Genomic DNA, 19,772 nt, shown 5'->3' on the forward strand with positions numbered 1-19,772 from the left:
TGTTAAAATCTCCCCTCTATGGAACATATCGCCATTGCGGCAATTCCCTCTTTTCTTCCTGTAAATCCAAGCCCCTCGGTTGTAGTAGCTTTTACATTCACTGCATTGATGTCAACTTCTAGTGCAGATACAAGGCTTTTTCTCATATCTTCGATATATGGTGCAAGCTTTGGCTTTTCTGCGATTATGGTTAGGTCAACATTTACTATATTTGCTATATCAATTATCTCCATTGTTTCCTTGAGAAGCTCTATGCTTGACGCGTCTTTATATCTTTCATCTGTATCAGGAAAATGCTTGCCAATATCTCCCTTGCTTCCCGCTCCAAGCATTGCATCTATCAAAGCATGGGTTGCTACATCGGCATCAGAGTGTCCATCTAGTCCCATTTCGCTTTGAATCTCTACTCCACATAGTATGAGCCTTCTATCTCTATCAAATTTATGTACATCATATCCTATTCCAACCCTCGTTGTAACAGGTATATCCGTCTCGGTTGTAATTTTAATATTTGAATAACTACCGTCTACTATAGCAATCTCTGTGCCTGAGTATTCAACTATCGAAGCATCATCTGTTCCGCTGTATCCAATCCTTTCTGCAGCCTCATATGCTTGCTTAACAACGCTGAGCTTAAAACTCTGTGGAGTTTGAACATTGAATATCTTCTCTCTATCAATTTGTTCGGTAATTATTATAGGATAATCGATTTCGGAGTTCAAGGATTTAATACGCATAGAATCAATAGCTCTAACGGCTGTGCATACCGCATCTCGCTCTCTTAATCCTGCGATATTCCTCTCTATAATATCATCATTTATATTTGGTCTTGCACCATCGTGAATAAGGATGCGGACATCATCACTTTTTATGCCTTTTTCTGAATACAGGTCTTCTATGAAAATAAGCCCCTTATATACTGAGCTAGACCTCTCATCTCCTCCATGAATTAGAATTATGTCCTTTTCGAACTGCCTCTTAAGTCTTTTTGCAATATCTGTATATGGAGAATCTTCAAGATTAGTCCCCTCAGGCACTGCAACAACAACAATTTCTATTTTGTCGTTGCCGAGAAATGGTATTATAGCTGATTCCAAAACGCTCTTTCCCTTATACATTAGGAGTTGCTTTGGCTTTTTTGTCTTCATTCTCAAGCCTTTTCCTGCGGCAACAACAAGTGCACAATATTTTATTTCTTCCAAGTTTTCCTACCTCCAGAGCACAAATTAGAAATATTAATGGAATAATATTTCTATTTAATATATTGGTTTTTAGAAGGCGAATTCTGTTTAATCTAAATTATCATTTTTAATAAAATCGAGCACAAATTATAAAAAATACTGTTTAGAGCATAAAAATAGCCGAAACTCACATCTGCTTACGCTATATATGGGATTCGACCAATTCATCAGCTTCCGCCATCGTATATCCGCCCGCTAGAACGAGTTCGCTCTCAAGTATCTGCTTTGCAACACCCAAAAGCTTTCTCTCTCCGGTGGAAAGACGCTTTATCCTATCTCGCCGAACAAGATCTCTGACAACTCCTGCAGCGACATGAATATCTCCCGTCTGGAGCTTCTCTTTATTAGCTCGATCTCTCCTATTCCAGTTGGTAGGCATAGGTTCTGATTCAGCTTCAAGCACTTCTAACACCTTGCCAATATCCGCCGATTCGATTATTCGCCTAACGCCTACTATCTCGGAATTTTCTACAGGAACCATGACCTTTAAATCGCTGTGAGAAAGCTCCACATGATAATACTTATGAAGCTCTTCACCTGCTTTTTCTTCGCTAATATCTACAATGACGCCTGCTCCCTGCATAGGATATGCAATTTTATCTCCTATTTTAAACATTACGCATCGACTTTCTTTGCTAAACATGAATTTTCTGCACAATCTTACGGCTTTCATTATACATGAAATATAAAATATTTTCAAATTCAAAATTTTGTATTATATAATTTAATTCTCTATATGTCAATCATTATTTAGGATATACCTATGATTTTGAAATTTTATATGTTTTACAGGTTTTTTTAACTATGATATAATCTGTCTAACAAATTGAAAGGGGATTAGCAATGAAACAACTTCTTGTAGTAGATGACGAAGCGAAGATAAGAGAGGTTATTAAAGAATATGCCGAATTTAGCGGTTACGAGGTGACCGAAGCGGGAGATGGAATGAGTGCAATAGGATTATGTAAATTAAATGATTATGACCTTATAATCATGGATGTCATGATGCCTAAGCTCGACGGTTTTAGCTCTGTAAAAGAAATAAAAAAGATTAAAGACATTCCTGTAATCATGCTATCTGCACGAGGCGAGGAATATGACAAGCTCTTCGGATTTGAGCTTGGAATTGATGATTATGTTGTAAAACCTTTCAGCCCTAAGGAGCTTATGGCTAGGGTAAATGCAGTTCTTAATAGAAAAAATGGTTCTGACCAGATGTCTGCTTCAATTGCATCATTCGACGGACTCGAAGTCAATTTCGCCGCTAGAACTGTCACGGTTGATGGTCAAAAAGTCAACCTTACCCCAAAGGAATATGACCTATTATTCTACCTTATAAAGAATAAAAATATCGCATTATCTCGTGATAAATTACTTTCTGACATCTGGGGATATGATTTCTTTGGTGATGATAGGACGATAGACACTCACATCAAAAATCTTCGTAATAATCTCGGAGCATATAGGAAATTTATTGTCACTTTGAGGGGCGTAGGATATAAATTCGAATATGAAGACAAAGAAAAGTAGATTCGATTTCAGCAGCATACGAACGGTATCGCTGCTTTATTTTGTTATTTTTGCAGTTCTCTTGCTACTCTTGGTGTGGTTTCTTCAAAATTTTTTAATCAATAACTACTACGAGGAGATGAGAATTTCTGAAATCAGAACCTCTGCAAAGATGCTTGAAAATAAGTATCATTTTAACCGCAAGGCTTTTAACGATGCTGCCGTTGATGTGTCAAAAAATAGCGGTGTTTATATACTTGTAAGCTCATCTGACGGTACCATTTCATATAATTATGGTGCGGGTGTTCAGCCCGTATCACTCGGATATGACTACGAAATATCTGAAGCTAATACAAATCTAAGAAATAGCAATCTAAATAGCGTGTCTATAACTACAAAGGAAGATGACTCTGACCTTTATACCTTGGTATATGCTAGTTATCTAAATCCTGATTCAAAGGACGAGATACTGTATCTGGTAGCACCTCTTTATCCCGTCCGTTCAACGGTGCAAATCCTTAGATCGCAATTTCACCTTATAACGCTATTTTCACTTATTGTTGCTGTCGTCCTTGCACTATATCTATCACGCAGGTTATCTGGGCCGATCGACAATATCACAAAGTCTGCCGTTGAGCTTAGCAAAGGGAATTTTAATGTTAAATTTAACGGCGGTATGTTCACAGAGACAAACGAACTTGCAAGAACCTTAAATACGGCTTCTTATGAGATGCAACGCTCTGATTCATACCAAAGGGATTTGATTGCAAATGTAACTCACGATTTAAAAACCCCTCTGACAATGATTAAGTCATATGCCGAGATGATAAATGATATTTCTGGTGATAATCCGAAAAAGCGTAAAGAACACCTCAGGGTAATCATCTCCGAAGCTGATCGCCTCAATAAATTGGTAAGTGATATGCTCGCTATGTCACGACTTCAGTCCGGCAATATTATTCTAGACAAGACAAAGTTCAACATAGTTGAAGCTGCTGAAGAAGTATTTGAAACTTATAAATATTTAAGCGAGCAAGATGGATATACCATTAAATTCAATAAGCCAAAGGCAACATATGTCTACGGCGACCTCGACAAGATAAAACAGGTCATGATTAATTTTATATCAAATGCAATTAAGTATTCGGAGGACAATAAAAATATTGAGATTAATTTGAAAAAGGCTTTTTCCGGAAAAACTATAAGGTTCAGCGTTCTCGACCACGGCGTTGGAATCCCTGCCGACGAATTAAGTCATGTATGGGACAGATATTATAGGACGAGTGCAAATCACAAGCAGTCTGTAGATGGGAACGGTCTCGGTCTTTCAATCGTCAAGGGCATATTATCGCTTCATAATGCGAATTACGGAGTAACTAGTAAAGAGGGCGTTGGCAGTGAGTTTTGGTTTGAGATGGATGTAGTAAAAAAATAGACTGGTAAAATCCAACACAAACTGTTCAAAAATTTATCATATAAATAATTCAATATAAGCTTATTGATTTTGTACAATGTAATTAATATAATTAACGATTAAAAAACTTCTTTCTTTATTTTTATATATACTAAATATTTCATATTATTTATAATTATAAAGTTTAAAGCTTAATAAATATATCTATATGCGGTGCGTTTTAGACTATACCCACTTATATTATTTATTAAGATTTTTAGAAGTTTTATTAGGAATTATATAAATTAAATCATATAAGGAATTAAAAATTAGGAGGAAAAATCATGAAATTATCTGCTAGGAACCAGTTTGAAGGTAAGGTTAAGTCTGTTGAAGAAGGTGCTGTAAACTCAATCGTTAAGATTGATGTTAATGGAGCAATTGTTACTGCAACTATTTCAAAGGCTTCTGCTAATGAGCTAGAGCTAAAAGAGGGAGTTGCTGCTACAGCAGTTATTAAGGCTACAGAGGTAATGGTTGGAAAGGGAACACTTAAGCTATCAGCTAGAAACCAGTTCGAAGGTAAGGTTAAGTCTGTTGAAGAAGGTGCTGTAAATTCAATTGTTAAGATTGACGCACCTATCGGTCAGGTAACAGCTACAATTTCAAATGCTGCTGTAAAAGAACTTGAGCTAAAAGAAGGTGCTCCAGCTACAGCAGTCATCAAGGCTACTTCAGTAATGGTTGGTCGCTAATTTATAGAAATATAAATAGCCATAAGAAAAATTATAGGGAATAAAACCGCACCTATCAATAGGTGCGGTTTTTGAATGCGTTGGATTTAATACATTTGATTTATTGCGTTTGATTTGCCGGATTGGATTGACCATATTTGCTAAGCCTTCCCTAGAAATGCTTTATCGCATCTATAATGTTTTGGACTTTGCAAATTGTTATTTGCTCGTCCTTATAATCGCTCGACTTATTTTTACTTCTGGATTCAGGAAGTATGATAGCCTCATATCCAATTCTTTCAGCTTCTAATATTATCTTATCAGCATTTTTTACGCTTCTTAGATTGCCTGTAAGACCAACTTCTCCAATTGCTACAATCTCTTTTCTTGAACTTTTGTCGCAATATGAGCTATATATTGCTAGGGCAACTGCGAGGTCTGTGCTTGGATTCCCCGGTTTAACTCCTCCGACCACATTTACATATACATCGTGATTTATAAGATTAATACCTGCTTTTTTCTCTAGAACAGCAAGAATCATGTTTAATCTGTTATTATCTATTCCTACCGATGTTCGCCTTGCAAATCCAACATTTGCAGGTGTTACAAGTGCCTGTATTTCAAAGAAAATAGGTCTGCTTCCCTCATAGACTGCGGACGCAACTGATCCAATTTCCCTAATACCGGTATTTTCGAGGAGCTGAGTGCTTAAGTCCGTGACATCTTCCATTCCAATATTGCACATTCTAAAAGCTCCTATCTCATCTGTCGTACCAAACCTATTCTTCTTAGACCTTAATATCCTAAGGTCTTTATCCCTTTCTCCTTCAAAGCCCAAAACGCAGTCTACCATGTGTTCGATGGTCTTTGGTCCGGACAATTCTCCTGTTTTGGTGACATGGGCAACTATAAAAATTGGCACATTATTTGTCTTAGCATATTGCATGAGAGTAGAAGTGCAAGCTCTTATCTGTGATATTGAACCGGCAGCTGAGTCTATCTCTTCTAAAAACATAGTCTGAATGGAATCTATTATTAGTAAACTTGGAGAAATATCCTCGCATATGCCTATTATAGTATTAAGGTTGATTTCCGGCACAACAAGGAGGTCATTTGAAATTTTTTCGCAAACTCTATCTGCTCTAATCTTAACCTGTTCCTCTGACTCTTCTCCTGTAGCATATAAGACTTTGCCATTATTTTTTGCAATATCATTTGCACTCTGGAGTATTAGAGTGGATTTTCCTATCCCCGGTTCACCTGAAATAAGTATGAGCGAACCCAAAACAATTCCGCCTCCAAGCACCCTATCCAGCTCTTTTATGCCCGAACTAATCCTGTCATATTTATCCGTGCCAACCTCGCTCAGCCTAATCGGATTAACAGCCTTTGTATTCAAAATTTTATTTCCCTGCGAAGATGACTTAGGTGCCTCGCTTATCCTATGCTCTACTATTGTATTCCAAGAGCCACAATAATCGCACCTTCCCTGCCAAGCAGGATATTCATTTCCACATTCTTTGCATAGATATACCTTCTTTGCTTTTTTTGCCATAACAACCTGCCAAATCTCAAATTCTTCTTACAAATAAGGAGCCTCTCGTCTAAGCGATAGGCTCCTGCCATAATCTGCTAATTCTTATTTCTTTTCTTTATCATCTTGATATTCAGATATTACCTTCTGTGCTATATTAGATGGCACTTCATCATATCTATCAAATTCAAGTGTAAATTCTCCTCTAGCTTGTGTCATTGCCCTCAAAACTATGGAATAGTCGAAAAGTTCAGCCTGTGGAGCTTCTGCATGGAGCACGGTTGTGCCTCCGTCTTCTGCAGGATCCATTCCAAGTATTCTTCCTCTCCTCTTGTTCATATCGCCCATTACATCACCTGTGTATTTCTCAGGAACGATAATATCCATCTTCATAATCGGCTCAAGTAGGCAAGGCTTAGCTTCTTGAATACCCTTTTTGAATGCCAGAGAAGCTGCAATCTTAAATGCCATTTCGTTGGAATCAACATCGTGATATGAACCGTCATATAATACGGCTTTGATATTTACAACCTTGCATCCTGCAAGCGGTCCCTTTTCCATGCTCTCGATAAGTCCTTTTTCTACAGCTGGAACATAGTTCTTAGGTATCGAGCCACCGAAGAGTTCTTCGCTAAATTCAAATTCCTGTTGTGACGGAGAAAATCTTATATGTACATCTCCATACTGACCTGCTCCTCCCGTCTGCTTCTTATGTTTACCTTGAACATCAGAATTGCCCTTTATAGTTTCTCTATATGCAATCTTCTGAGGCACTGTCTGTATCTCAACTCCATATTTTGATTTTAATTTATCTCTAATTATACTTAGCTGAATGTCTCCCTGTCCGCCTAAGAGGCTCTGATGAGTTTCTGAATTTCTCTCAAGAACAAATGATGGATCTTCTTCCATCAGCTTGAAAAGTCCCTGTGCCATCTTTTCTTCATCATTCTTATCCTTAGCTTCAACAGCAACAAAGTAATTAGGTTTTGGAAATTCTATTCTAGGCATTTCAACTGCCTTATCCTTAAGGCATAGTGTGTCGCCCGTCTTAGTATTCTGCAGTTTAGCAAGTGCAACCATATCTCCCGCATTGACCTCAGTTGCTGCAACCTGCTCTTTTCCTCTTACAAAGAACATAGCTCCGAGCTTTTCAGATTTTTGCGTTCTAGGGTTATACATCTCAGTTCCCGATTTAATCTGTCCAGTCAAAACCTTTGCATAAGAAATCTTACCTAGGAATGGATCTGCTATAGTCTTAAATACGAATAAAATAGGATCTCCATCAACCTTTGTAGCTACCTCAACCTCATTGTCATTAAAGTCTTTTCCAATATATGGTGCGTGCTTTGTAGGCTCCGGAATATATCTATTAATTGAGCGAAGGACTTCATCAATTCCATCTTCAGTCATAGATGATGTCTTTATGACAGGAACGATTTCACCTGTACCAATTCCTCTGCGAAGTCCATTGTTAAATTCTTCTTCGGTAAATGCTTCGCCCTCAAAAAATTTCTCCATCAATTCTTCATCCGTAGCTGCAATTGCCTCATTGAGTGCATCTTCATCTTCATCAGTTACTACAGAATTTCCAAATTTTTCTCTAAGCTCTGCTATTACTGCATCGCAATCTACATTTTCCTTATCTATCTTGGTCATAACCATAAATACAGGTGTCTTTGCCTTTTTGCACTCTTTCCATGCTTTTTCAGTTCCAACCTGTATTCCTGCAGAAGCATCAACCATTATAATCGCAGCCGCAGCTGTGCTGAGTGCAGATCTAACCTCTCCTATGAAGTCAAAGAATCCCGGAGTATCGAGAAAATTATACTTAAATCCCTTATATTCAACCGGTACAAGGGTAGTATTTATAGAGTATCCCTTAGCAATTTCCATCTTGTCATAGTCAGAAACTGTGTTTCCGTCCTCAACTCGACCCATCCTATTAATTGCACCGGTATACTTTAGTGCAGCCTCCAAAAAAGTTGTCTTTCCGCAGTTTCCATGTCCAAGTAAAATGACATTTCTAATCTTCTCTGTCTTGTAACCTTTCATCAAAGTTCCTCCTTGATATTTTATTAAAATTCAGCTGTCTTAGGTGTTCTAGGAAATGGCAGGACATCTCTTATATTGCTCATGCCTGTAACATACATCAACATTCTCTCAAATCCGAGTCCAAAGCCTGAATGTTTTACCCCTCCATACTTTCTTAAATCTAAATACCATGAGTATGGCTCAATTGGCATTTCAAGCTCTTTCATCTTATCTACGAGAACATCATACCTCTCTTCTCTCTGGCTACCACCGATAATCTCGCCTACTCCCGGAACAAGCAGGTCACAAGCGGCAACCGTCTTATTATCTTCATTAACTCTCATATAAAATGCTTTGATGTCCTTAGGATAGTCTGTTACAAATATAGGCTTCTTATAAATTTCTTCTGTCAAATATCTCTCATGCTCTGTCTGAAGGTCAATCCCCCATTCAACAGGATATTCAAATTTCTTGTCCGCCTTGGTTAAAATCTCTATCGCCTTTGTATATGTAACCCTTTCAAAATCAGAGTTTACAACATGGATTAGCCTTTCAATTAATCCCTTGTCAATCCTCTTATTGAAAAATTCCATCTCTTCAGGAGCATTGTCAAGAAGATATTTGATGAGATATTTAATCATCTCCTCTGCAACTTCCATATTCTTATTTAAATCTGCAAAAGCCATCTCTGGCTCTATCATCCAAAACTCAGATGCGTGTCTTGCAGTATTTGAGTTTTCTGCTCTGAATGTAGGTCCAAATGTGTATACATCTCTAAATGCAAGTGCCATAATCTCTGCTTCAAGTTGCCCCGAAACGGTGAGATTTGTTTCCTTGCCGAAAAAATCCTTGCTATAATCTACTTCTCCGTCCTCCGTCCTTGGTATGCTTTCAAAGTCAAGCGTTGTTACCTTGAACATCTCTCCTGCACCCTCTGCATCACTTCCGGTTATTATTGGAGTGTGTGCATATATAAATCCTTTCTCTTGGAAAAATTTATGAACAGCATATGCAAGCATACTTCTTACTCTGAATACCGCTTGAAATGTATTGCTTCTAGGTCTTAGGTGTGCAATTTCTCTAAGAAATTCCATAGAATGTCTTTTATTTTGCAATGGATAATCTGAGTCTGAGTCAGCTTCAAGAACCACTTCTTCTGCTTGAATTTCAAATGGTTGCTGTGAATTAGGCGTCAGTTTTAAAACACCCCTTATCATCACTCCTGACGAGAGCTTAAATTTAGATATTTCTGCAAAATTATCGAGCTTGTCTGCCTCGCATATCACCTGCACCGGCGAAAAAAATGTACCATCATTTACATTAAGAAAACAATATTTGCTAGAGCCTCTATTATTTCTAACCCAGCCTCTAACACATACTTCCTTATCTGCATATGATTCAGCACTACGAAACAAATCCCTAATTCTTACACTTTCCATTCTTGCTCGGTTCCCTTTCTTTATACAAATTTATTCTATCACTCGTAGCGATATACAACAAACAAATTATAACATAGTGATGTTGCCTTTTCCATGCTTTAGATGTTAGTTAGTATAATATTAATATTATCTATTTTGGGATATTTACCTAGGGTTCACATGAATCATTATATGTTTTATATTATCAAAATTGTTTTCAACTTCGTTATGTACTCTCTCTGCTATGCTATGAGCTTCTCTCAACCTTAAATTTCCATCTACAGAGATTTCTGCGTCTACATATATTTTGTTACCAAAGGTTCTCGTCCTTAGCAAATCTACTCCGATGACTCCCTCTTGAGCTGAAATAAAATTGGTCATCTTATCTTCATATTCCTTGCCACATGATGTATCAAGCATTTTAGATATGGCAACCATTATTACATCAAAGGCTATTTTAAATATGAATATACAAATTATGAGCCCTGCAATGGGATCCATTATCTTAAACCCAAGCATGGCAGCTCCTATCCCTATGAGCGAGCCTATTGATGAAAAAGCATCAGAGCGATGATGCCAAGCGTCTGCCATAAAAGCATCTGAATTTAGCTTCTTCGCCACAGCTCTTGTATATCTAAACATTACCTCTTTAGTAACTATTGAAATTATCGCAGCTATAAGTGCGATCTCCTTAGGGCTTTCAATGCCATCTGATTGACCTAGGATGATTTTCTTTACTGAAGCTATTCCAATTCCTATTCCTGTCATAAATAAAATACTTCCGAGAATCAAAGAGGCAACGCATTCAATTCTCTCATGTCCATATGGGTGCTTAGAATCCGCTTCTTTTTTAGATGCTCTGACTCCGATAAATGCAACCAGCGTAGCTACGACATCGGAAGCTGAATGAATAGCATCTGATACCATCGCAGCTGAATTGCCTATTATTCCCGCAAAAAGCTTGAATATAACAAGCAAGACATTTCCGAAAATTCCTACAGCTGACACCTGTTTTATCATTTTTTGTTCATAATTATCGTCTATTTTTTTATTGTTCATCTTCCCTATTTTTCACTATTTTTTATCATTCTTTGCTCATTTTTAGTATTTTTCATTCTTTTTTCATTTTGGCAATAATATATAGGCTGAAACATCAGCTTTTTTAATATTGAAATATTATATATTCTCTAAAAAGGGTAGTCAATTTTATCATCTTCATCTTCCTTATATATGTCTTGTGTTTTTTCATATGTCTTTTCATACGCTTTTTCAATTTCTATTTCTTTTTCTGCCAAGGCTGCACTCAAACCTGAAAGTGCTGAAAAAGGCATGAACTGCTTTGCCCTTTTGGATATTGGCATCTTTGAGTTTGGTTTATTCATACTTTTACCTTTCATTTTTATATAGTTCTCTAAAACTCTATACATTTTATACAATTTTATATACAGTTTTTTATATGCAGTCTAATGCCCGCTCTTATGTCCGCCTATCTGCCCATTCCTTTCAAGTCCTGTTGCCTCTTCTTTGAGATCGATTGCCTTGAATACTGAATTAAGTCCGAATTTATCCTTGATGTCGATTACTATTTTCTGAGAATTTTTCTTTTTTCTCTCGTTTTTTTCATTAAAATTAATCTTAATCTGTCTATCGTCTTCTACGGAAAGAATTGCATTGCAAGAGATACTTATCTTCCTTATCGGTAATCCTGATGAATTTATTCTATTATATACTTTCATCACTTCTCCTATTATCTCCTCATACGAGTTGCTCATCTCTATAAGTCCTGCGGTTCCTCTGGCAGGTATTGCTCCTGAATGTCTTGAATATCCTATGTAAATACTTATGGATCTCGTCTTAATTTTCTCCCTCTCCATATCTAGGCAGATTTGATATATCATCTCTTTGATAATTACCTTTGCCTCTTCAAAGGAGTAGTCGCGGGAAAGAACTTGACCTGAAGAGATGCTCCTAGAACTAGGCTTATATCTTTTAATATCTGCGATTGTAACCGGCTCTCTTCCAAAGGCATGATCTATTAGTAGCTCTGCATCTACTCCAAACTTTTTATATAAAATTTCTTCATCTGTCCTCGCTATATCCCCCATGGTATATATTCCTATTTTGGATAAGGCTTTCTCCGTGGCAGGTCCTATACGCCAAAAATCTCTGAGCGGTCTATGCTCCCATAGAGTCTGTCTATAAATCCACTCATCAAGGCAACCTATGAAATTATCTTCGTGCTTGGCAATTATATCCATGGCTATCTTTGCAAGATAAAGGTTGGTCCCAATTCCCGCTGTTGCCTGAATACCGTATTTCTTTTTTATATCGCCTATTATCATAGAGGCAAATTCCTTTGCCGTCTTGTCGTATAACCTTAGATAATTTGTTACATCTATAAAAACTTCATCTATGGAATAAACATGAATATCATCTTTTGATACATAATTAAGGTATAACCCATATATATTCGCTGAGTATTCTATATACTTCTGCATTCGTGGCTCTGCCATTATATAATCTACGCCCCGTGGTATCTCAAATACCCTGCACCTATTTTTTATTCCGAGCTTTTTCATAGCCGGCGTAATTGCAAGGCAAATAGTCTTATCAGTCCTATCTGGATCTGCAACTACAAGGTTCGTATTCATAGGGTCGAGCCCTCTTTCCACGCACTCAACAGAAGCATAAAAAGATTTAAGATCTATACAAATATATGATTTTGTCGCACTCATATTCCCTTCCTCTTTTAAAAGATAACCGATTAAAAATTTATTGCCATTTATCGGAATTTGCATTTTATTGCGATTTACTGCAAGTCACTGCCGTTCAATGCAAAAATTTAGTTAAATAATTTAAGTGCGATTATTATACTACATTTCATCCCAAAAATCGAACATTAGTTCTATTTTTTATCGTGATAATTAAAATTAATTCTAGGCATCCCATTCCAAAGATTATAAAAAGCAATTTATTAGCTGATGAAATTTCTCCTGTTTTGGGAGGAGTGATAATCTTAACAGTCTGTTCTTCATTATTGATATCACTGTGGTTTACCACTTTTTCATCTCTTTCGTTATACACAGTTTCATAAGCTACAATTTCCTTATTATCAAGCCTAGTGGTATCCAAAGTAAATACAACATTGGCTGTTCCCTTTGTTGATTTCGCTGTAAACTTAGCTAATCCCTCTACATTTTTCCCGTCTTGAACTAAGGGCTTGCCACTTTCTTTTGCGATTAGCTCACCTCTTATTGTGTACTCCTTACCCGGTATAAGATTCTCGTATCTTATTACATCTACGAGCTTGGTGTTCTTCAATGCTATGACCGTCTTAGTGCCATCTTTTCCCGTAAGGGTTGTTCCTATCTTAGGATAAACTATAGTCTGGTCTTTATCATTGATGTCTGCATGGACTGCGACCTTTATCTTGTCATATTCAAGGTCTTCAAATACGACTGTTGCCTTACCCTGTCTTATGCTTGATTCATAGACAAATACCAGTTCAACAGAACCTTTAGACTTTTCAGGTGTAAATGTCTTTTCAGCAGTTATTTCTTTACCGTCCTTATCTTTTAAAGGTTTCTTCGTATCCTTATCCATCAATGTACCTTTAACGGTATATTCTTTACCCGGTATAAGGTTATCGTACTTAACAATATCAATGATGGTTTCCTCTTTTGATGGGCTTCCTATATTCGTTCCGCTTTCCTTTGATTTTGCTACTGTCTTTATGTCAGGAAAATGCACGCTCTGAGCCTCGTCATTTATATCTTCGTGAGTTGCTACTTCCTTATCATTATAGAAAAGCTTTTCAAATACGACTGTTGTCTTACCCTTTAGAAGAGTGCTGTCAACCTCATATGTTAGCTCTACTGTTCCGCTTGCTCCGTTACCGTCAACAGTGGAATTATCTTTTGTTACAGTAAAGGTCTTTTCAGCTGTAATTTCCTTTCCGTCCTTATCCTTTAGTGCCTTTCCTGTTGCCTTATCCATGAGCTTACCTTTAACGGTATATTTTTCACCCTCGCTAAGCTCCTTATATGAAACCTTATCGATTATCTTAATCTTCTTGCCATATTCGCCTACATTGTTCTTTGTGTTCTCGCTCATTGCGGTTGTCTTGATACTAGGTACTAACGGCTTATTTGGCTGCTCAGGGGTGTTACCAAGATTAAAAATGACGCTATTGTCTTCAGAATCAACATCTACCTTAAATTTGTAAATATTATTATCAATTTTAAATCCCTTAGGAGCTTTCGTTTCCTGCATAGTAACAGTTCCACGAGGTATTACAATTATCCCATTTTCATCCTTGTATAATTCATCACTACCTTCAAGGATATTTGCTTTTCTGAGCATCGCAAAATATTTGCCATTTTTAGCTTTGCTTGTTTTCAGCTTCCATACTCTTGTCGGAGTTTTTTCTGTAACATCATCTGTAATTTCATCATAATATGAGATTCTGAACTCTGCACCTGACATATCTGCATCGTTATTAAGATAACTTTTTCCATCTGCAACCTTCCTTAACACTATTGAAATAGGGTCAAATAATGGACTATCCTTAGACTCGATTGTTGCAGTTTCACCGGCAGTTATAGTTACTGTATATACTTTTTGATCAAGTGCAAATCCCTTAGGTGCTTTTGTTTCTTTGACATAATATGTTCCAGGTGTATGCTCAAGTATATTGGTACTTCCATCTTCCTTAGTTATTAGCTTACCTTGCGTTCTTGTTAGTGCAGCATCTTCATATACTGTATACTCTGCTCCTGCTAGTGAGTACATCTTCTTGCACTCTTCCGTTAGTGCTTTATTATCTGCTACACTCTTTAGAATCTTTACTTTACCTTTAGGCTTATCTCTCCAAAAGAGCATTGCCTGCTTGCTCCCTGCTGTACCTACATAGCACTCAAAGCTTGATGGACCTGCTGGAAGTGTTCCTGCTCTTGCTTCTCTTTCAATTCTCTGAGATAGAGGTCCATATTTTGTTCCTTGGTTTGCTCCTCTGATACAAGTTGCTGCTGCTGATGTTGCATATAAACTATCCTGATTTCCACGGTTCAGATAACCATAGTATGCTACTCTTCCTAATGCACTATTGTTATCTACCTTTGTTAGACTCATTACATTACCTTTATTTGGGGTATTTGTATTAGGTCTTTCACAACATACTCCAAACATATCACCGTCAGAAACAGATAAAACAGCTTGTAATACATTGCCATATCCATATCCAGTTACACTTGTTATAGTTCCTGATGTAGCTGCACTTCTTGCCATTCTAAGCATTTGAACGACTTTTGCACCATTAGAATCAAAACGTACTGACATTTTAGCAACTTCTTCAGTTAGTTTTATTTTATATAGGCTTGCTCTTTCAGGCAGTCCTGTCTTTTCTACAGTTTCTACTCCTTTAAGATTAACTTTAGGATTCTTTCCATATACTGCTATTTCAAGTGTATCTCCTACATTAGCTTTAACTGTATCGCTTTCACCTGAAGAAATGATGGTAGCCTTACCATTCTCATCTTTATTTACAATGGCAAGATATCCATATTTTCCAGATTTAAGGGTGAGCTTTGCTCCCTTAGTAACATCTTTTTTAGGTGATTCTGATTTATTGTTAGCCTCTTTATCAGTAGCTTTATCTTCAATCTTTGTTTCAGTTTTTGTTTCTACCTTTTTATCATTTTGCTCTACTGATACATTATTCTTATCTTCTCCGTTAGGATTATCAGTTGTTTCTGCAAATGACATAATAGGCGATAGTGTCATTGACATACTTAACATCATAGTTAAGCAAGCTAATAGCTTTTTATATCTTTTTTGCATTTTTATTTCCTTTCTTTAAATAAAAATAGAGAGGCGTCCCTCTCCTTATCGCATGTTAGGCCTGTGTTAGTCTTGCAAGATTAAATCTTTTCTATTTATGAGCTATCTAAATACTCTAGCATGTATATCACCACCTTTTATTTTTATATATAAAAAAAGGACAGATTTCTCTGTCCTTAGATTTAACTGTTTGTATTTTAAATTAATTATCTATATTCCCAATGCCCTTCCTCAGGATGGTTAATCGTTTCAGTATATGGAACTTGAACAGTTCTTGTTTTCGTTACTGGTCCTATATGACAAGGGATGCCCTCTTCGCTTAATTTTTCAAGATATGCATTTGCTGATGCATAATCATTGAATTCTGTTCCATCGTTTGCTCTATAAACCGTATACTGCTGTGTTTCAGTCCTGTATTTGGTTACTGTTTCAGTCCATGCTTCTTTATCTACAACCCATACTCTCTGTTTAGTATGTCCGCTAGTGCTTCTTCCTGTTGATGCCTGCTTTGTATATGCTTTGGCTGCTGGTGTAGATGTTTCAACCTCAGATGTCGTTACTGAAATAGCTTCCCCTGTCTTTTCCGTTAGCTTTTCATTAATTTCTTTAGTTAACTTGTCAAACTCTTTATTTGACTTAACATCATTAAGCTTCTTCTCATAGTCTTTAAGCACCTTTTCAGCTTCAGCCTTTTTATCCCCTGCCTCTTTTAGAACAAGTTCCTTATACGTCTTAATCTTATCTTTCTTAGTTGCAAAGGTCTTAAGGTCTTCCTTGAACTGTTTTAGAAGCTTCTCAGCCTCCTTATCGTTTTTAGCCTTCTCCATGTCTTTTATATATGCTTCCTTGAACTCTTTAAGGTCATTTTGGTCTTCCTGCATATATGCTTTTAGGTCTATTCCCTTTATCTCTTTTATCGCCTTATCTTTTACTCCGCAAGCAGTTAAGGAAAGAGCGAGGATTAATATGCTTGATATTAATAGGATTTTCTTCATTTTTTCTTCTCCCTTCAAATTTCAATCTCTATATCTTTTGATTTTCCGAGTGAAATTTCTTTATTTTTTGTAATTTGCTCTATCTTTTTTATGGATTTAAACTGCCCTTTATAAATAATATTTTCCATTAGCGATGTATCTTGATTATTGTTATATTCCTTAAATGCACTTCTATATTTTGATTTTGGTTCTATAACTATAGGTAACAGTCCTTCATTTATGAGAGATTGATTTAATATAATCCTGCCTGTCCTTCCATTACCATCTGTAAATGGATGTATTCTTTCAAACTCGATATGTTTTTTTGCAATATATTTTATCTTATCTCCTACGCTCAGTTTACTAAATGCCTTTATATTACTTACATATTCTGCCATTAATTCTTCTACCTTATCAAGGCTTGGCGGATAATATATCGCTTCTAAAAGAGTTCCTATATATACATTTTCTTTTCTATATCCTTTTTCCTTTCCAGTAGCTTCTTTGGCAATATCTTTTATCCAATTTTCTGTAATTTCTTTATATTCAAAACTAAGATATTTTTCAATGGCTGAATACAGCCTCTTTGCCTCATCGTATTCCCTGAAGCTATGTCCTGCTGACACCTCATCATATTCAAGCAAAGATATGGTTTCATCAAGAGATAAGGTGTTTCCTTCAATCGCATTAGAACTCCAACAAAATGAATACTTAAAGTCTTTATAAAATGGTTCTGATATTAAATTATCCTTTAATTTCTCCTTTATACCAGGTAAAACAAACTCAATTCTCTTTTGTTTTTCCTTTAAATCTATGCTTATCATAAATTCTCCTGTTTCTTATCAAAACGCTGTATGCATTGATTTTAATAGCTTATCTACTTTACCTCTTACATTTGTGAAATTTAAGGTACACGTTTCTATAATTTAAGTATAACATATGTAAATTTTCGCAAACTACTATCTTTTAATTTTTTATTTTATTTTTCTTGAATGCACCTGCATTTTCTGCTACCTCAATATATTCTATCTTCTAAAACTGCTATTTCTCTTATGCTTTATAAAAAATCAGCACTATCAACGTAGGCATAATTCCAATTACTAGTCCAACTATTGTGTGACCTATGTATATTAATGCTTGCATTTAAATCCTTCCATATCTTTTGTCAAATAGTTTTAATTACGCCCATACCTCTCATACCTCTTCTTTTATTAAAAAAGAGCGACTACTATCGCCCTTCCTAATATTCTGATTTAAATTCGATAATCTCCCTATGATATAACATTAACACATTAAATCAGTCGCATCTTAGGTTCTTTCTGAAATTAAATCACTAATCGCAAATTATAAATACAGATTTTCTCCCAGCTCGTGGCTCACCCCATACACATATTTTTGATAACATTCCCTAAGATATTCCTCGCTATAATTATATTTATCTGCAAGTTCCTTGAAGCTGATGTCCGCCGTAACGAACTCCCATATTATTTCCCTCTTGTCCTCACCTATCCAGTAAAGCCCATTTTCTATACATTTTACATAAAACTCAGCAGTGCTTTTATTTTCTATGTCTTTCTTCGTAATTATATTTACGCTCTTTTCTTTGATTTTATTTATAATATCCAAATATTCCTCGTAACTGCTTATCCTTGTTATAGTCACCTTGTATGCAGAACTTGGAAGTGCAAAGCTTGTCTTTGGTTGCTTATAACTTTTTCTATAAATGCCTTTCATCGCCATCTCCATTTTTAAGAAATTATTTGCCCAAAGCTTATCAAATATTATTTTTTCTCTCAAACAAAAAAAGCCCTTTATCCAGCAGGTAAAAGACTTTTGATTTCGTGAGCGAAATCCATATTTTTAATTATAAATTTTGTATCTCAATCCACCTATTTTGTAAGAGTGAGCGAAAGCGAATTATCTTCAAAGAATGTATTCGCATTGTATAAAAACATAACCTGAGTAATTCCCTCTGCCGATATTAAATCATCTATATCATCATAATAATACCTAGGGTCAACTACTACAATCTTCCTAAAATTCTGCGAAAGAAATGGTATCATGCTATTTGCATATGAATCCTTTATCAAGAGGAGATTTTCCGCCGGCGTAACAGGTGTTTCAATCTTATATACCGGATGATTGCTTCCTCCGAATACCGTATAAGCATCTTTCTTATTTAAATTATTAAGTCTATAAAAATTTGTCGTCTTTTCCTTGGTTTCCGGATAGTAGATGAGCGACGGTTTATATCCGCTGTTTTTCTCAGGCAAAAATACCTTTATGCTGTCATATTTACCGCCTGTAAAACCGCTTTTTGAGCTCAGCGTACCGATAAAATCATTTTTTACTATCACCGGCTTATACTTTACCTTATTATCCATTCCGAGGTCTGATGCAAGCTTGGAATATGCCACATAGGCACCATCACTTGTCCAGTGGTGATCCGTCCTATAGTAGATTTGCCTTTTTTTAGATGCCTCTATGAGAGGTTTTCTAACATCAACTGTCTTAACTCCGGTAGCACTTAGCTTCGAGAAAAAATCGTCCATGTATTTATTTTGATTGCTCAGTTTTACTGCATTCGGTAGCTTGTCAGAAAGAATATTTGCCGTATTCGGTGCCAGCATAAAGCTCATGCCGATATTATTATATCTCTCCTTAAATTCCTTTATCGCAGAGAGCGAATTATCAACATACTTTCTATTTGGCGAGCTTATATCTTCCATTAAATAATTATCTTTACACCTATAAACTCCATTTGCCTCGAGAACTCCCATGCTCACATCTGCCGATGTCTTTACCCTTACTGCCCCTTTTCTTGCAAAAAATTGGTCATTTGAATAAGCATCGATTTCGCTTTCAAGTCGTCCATCTAGATAATGCGATATTGTAAAATTCGGCTCAGTTTGAAGAACTCTATTTTCTTCAGGCGAAAATTTTCTATCCTTTACAATCAAATTGAGCATCAAAACGACACCTATTGTTATGCAAAATATAACTGCTATTATATTAGAATATTTTTCTCTATCTTTTATCAATATACTCGCTTTAGCCTTTCTATAACCTTTATATCGGTCACTCATTGATTTATCTAAAA

16 protein-coding genes and 1 pseudogene are annotated in these 19,772 nt (G+C 36.2%); 3 read left to right on the forward strand and 14 right to left on the reverse strand.

Annotated features, from left to right (window positions below; all coding sequences use genetic code 11):
* Nucleotides 1–2 precede the first annotated feature (2 nt).
* The 3 genes and pseudogenes from ispF to BQ5371_RS02150 all read right to left on the reverse strand — a co-directional run bounded on the left by ispF (nucleotide 3) and on the right by BQ5371_RS02150 (nucleotide 1,884).
* Nucleotides 3–485 (reverse strand): 2-C-methyl-D-erythritol 2,4-cyclodiphosphate synthase, encoded by a 483-nt coding sequence (gene ispF, locus BQ5371_RS07160; RefSeq protein WP_135354804.1) that lies wholly within the window; start codon nucleotides 483–485, stop codon nucleotides 3–5.
* A gap of 9 nt (nucleotides 486–494) precedes the next feature.
* Nucleotides 495–1,202: pseudogene (locus tag BQ5371_RS07165) on the reverse strand (IspD/TarI family cytidylyltransferase); the annotation flags it as partial.
* Between the two features lie 181 nt (nucleotides 1,203–1,383).
* Nucleotides 1,384–1,884 (reverse strand): CarD family transcriptional regulator, encoded by a 501-nt coding sequence (locus tag BQ5371_RS02150; RefSeq protein ID WP_328586034.1) that lies wholly within the window; start codon nucleotides 1,882–1,884, stop codon nucleotides 1,384–1,386.
* A 200-nt stretch (nucleotides 1,885–2,084) separates the two neighbouring features.
* Between BQ5371_RS02150 and BQ5371_RS02155 the strand changes: the two genes are divergently transcribed.
* From BQ5371_RS02155 to BQ5371_RS02165, 3 genes are all read left to right on the forward strand, one after another.
* The gene (locus BQ5371_RS02155) at nucleotides 2,085–2,771 is read left to right on the forward strand and encodes a response regulator transcription factor (protein ID WP_071132312.1); all 687 of its coding nucleotides are present in this window, start codon (nucleotides 2,085–2,087) and stop codon (nucleotides 2,769–2,771) included.
* Entirely contained in the window at nucleotides 2,752–4,185 is a 1,434-nt protein-coding gene (locus tag BQ5371_RS02160) for a sensor histidine kinase (protein ID WP_083377386.1), read from the forward strand. The genes BQ5371_RS02155 and BQ5371_RS02160 overlap by 20 nt, the downstream gene beginning before the upstream one ends.
* A gap of 302 nt (nucleotides 4,186–4,487) precedes the next feature.
* Nucleotides 4,488–4,898, forward strand: a complete 411-nt coding sequence (locus BQ5371_RS02165) for a TOBE domain-containing protein (protein ID WP_071132314.1) — start codon at nucleotides 4,488–4,490, stop codon at nucleotides 4,896–4,898.
* A 151-nt stretch (nucleotides 4,899–5,049) separates the two neighbouring features.
* Here the strand turns inward: BQ5371_RS02165 and radA are convergent, their stop codons facing one another.
* The 11 genes from radA to BQ5371_RS02220 all read right to left on the reverse strand — a co-directional run bounded on the left by radA (nucleotide 5,050) and on the right by BQ5371_RS02220 (nucleotide 19,758).
* Nucleotides 5,050–6,432: a DNA repair protein RadA gene (gene radA, locus BQ5371_RS02170; protein ID WP_071132315.1), complete on the reverse strand. Its 1,383-nt coding sequence runs from the start codon at nucleotides 6,430–6,432 to the stop codon at nucleotides 5,050–5,052.
* Nucleotides 6,433–6,516: 84 nt separating this feature from the next.
* Complete coding sequence (locus tag BQ5371_RS02175) at nucleotides 6,517–8,463, reverse strand: elongation factor G (protein ID WP_071132316.1); 1,947 nt, start codon at nucleotides 8,461–8,463, stop codon at nucleotides 6,517–6,519.
* Nucleotides 8,464–8,486: 23 nt separating this feature from the next.
* On the reverse strand, nucleotides 8,487–9,881 hold the full coding sequence (gene asnS, locus BQ5371_RS02180; protein WP_071132317.1) for an asparagine--tRNA ligase: 1,395 nt from the start codon (nucleotides 9,879–9,881) through the stop codon (nucleotides 8,487–8,489).
* A 144-nt stretch (nucleotides 9,882–10,025) separates the two neighbouring features.
* Nucleotides 10,026–10,919 carry a cation diffusion facilitator family transporter gene (locus tag BQ5371_RS02185; protein ID WP_071132318.1) on the reverse strand — a complete coding sequence of 298 codons (894 nt, stop codon included), beginning with the start codon at nucleotides 10,917–10,919 and terminating at the stop codon, nucleotides 10,026–10,028.
* 128 nt (nucleotides 10,920–11,047) lie between these two features.
* Nucleotides 11,048–11,257, reverse strand: coding sequence for a hypothetical protein (locus BQ5371_RS02190; protein WP_071132319.1), 210 nt, complete (start codon nucleotides 11,255–11,257; stop codon nucleotides 11,048–11,050).
* A gap of 66 nt (nucleotides 11,258–11,323) precedes the next feature.
* Nucleotides 11,324–12,595, reverse strand: coding sequence for a Y-family DNA polymerase (locus BQ5371_RS02195; protein ID WP_071132320.1), 1,272 nt, complete (start codon nucleotides 12,593–12,595; stop codon nucleotides 11,324–11,326).
* A gap of 145 nt (nucleotides 12,596–12,740) precedes the next feature.
* Nucleotides 12,741–15,698 carry a VaFE repeat-containing surface-anchored protein gene (locus BQ5371_RS02200; RefSeq protein WP_071132321.1) on the reverse strand — a complete coding sequence of 986 codons (2,958 nt, stop codon included), beginning with the start codon at nucleotides 15,696–15,698 and terminating at the stop codon, nucleotides 12,741–12,743.
* 206 nt (nucleotides 15,699–15,904) lie between these two features.
* Complete coding sequence (locus BQ5371_RS02205; RefSeq protein ID WP_135354781.1) at nucleotides 15,905–16,693, reverse strand: V-type ATP synthase subunit I domain-containing protein; 789 nt, start codon at nucleotides 16,691–16,693, stop codon at nucleotides 15,905–15,907.
* A 14-nt stretch (nucleotides 16,694–16,707) separates the two neighbouring features.
* The gene (locus BQ5371_RS02210) at nucleotides 16,708–17,496 is read right to left on the reverse strand and encodes a Fic family protein (protein WP_071132323.1); all 789 of its coding nucleotides are present in this window, start codon (nucleotides 17,494–17,496) and stop codon (nucleotides 16,708–16,710) included.
* A gap of 520 nt (nucleotides 17,497–18,016) precedes the next feature.
* Nucleotides 18,017–18,406 carry a hypothetical protein gene (locus BQ5371_RS02215; RefSeq protein WP_135354782.1) on the reverse strand — a complete coding sequence of 130 codons (390 nt, stop codon included), beginning with the start codon at nucleotides 18,404–18,406 and terminating at the stop codon, nucleotides 18,017–18,019.
* 155 nt (nucleotides 18,407–18,561) lie between these two features.
* Entirely contained in the window at nucleotides 18,562–19,758 is a 1,197-nt protein-coding gene (locus BQ5371_RS02220) for a DHHW family protein (protein WP_083377387.1), read from the reverse strand.
* Nucleotides 19,759–19,772 lie beyond the last annotated feature (14 nt).

This window comes from Alterileibacterium massiliense, assembly GCF_900104645.1.
Lineage (GTDB): Bacteria > Bacillota > Clostridia > Peptostreptococcales > Anaerovoracaceae > Alterileibacterium > Alterileibacterium massiliense.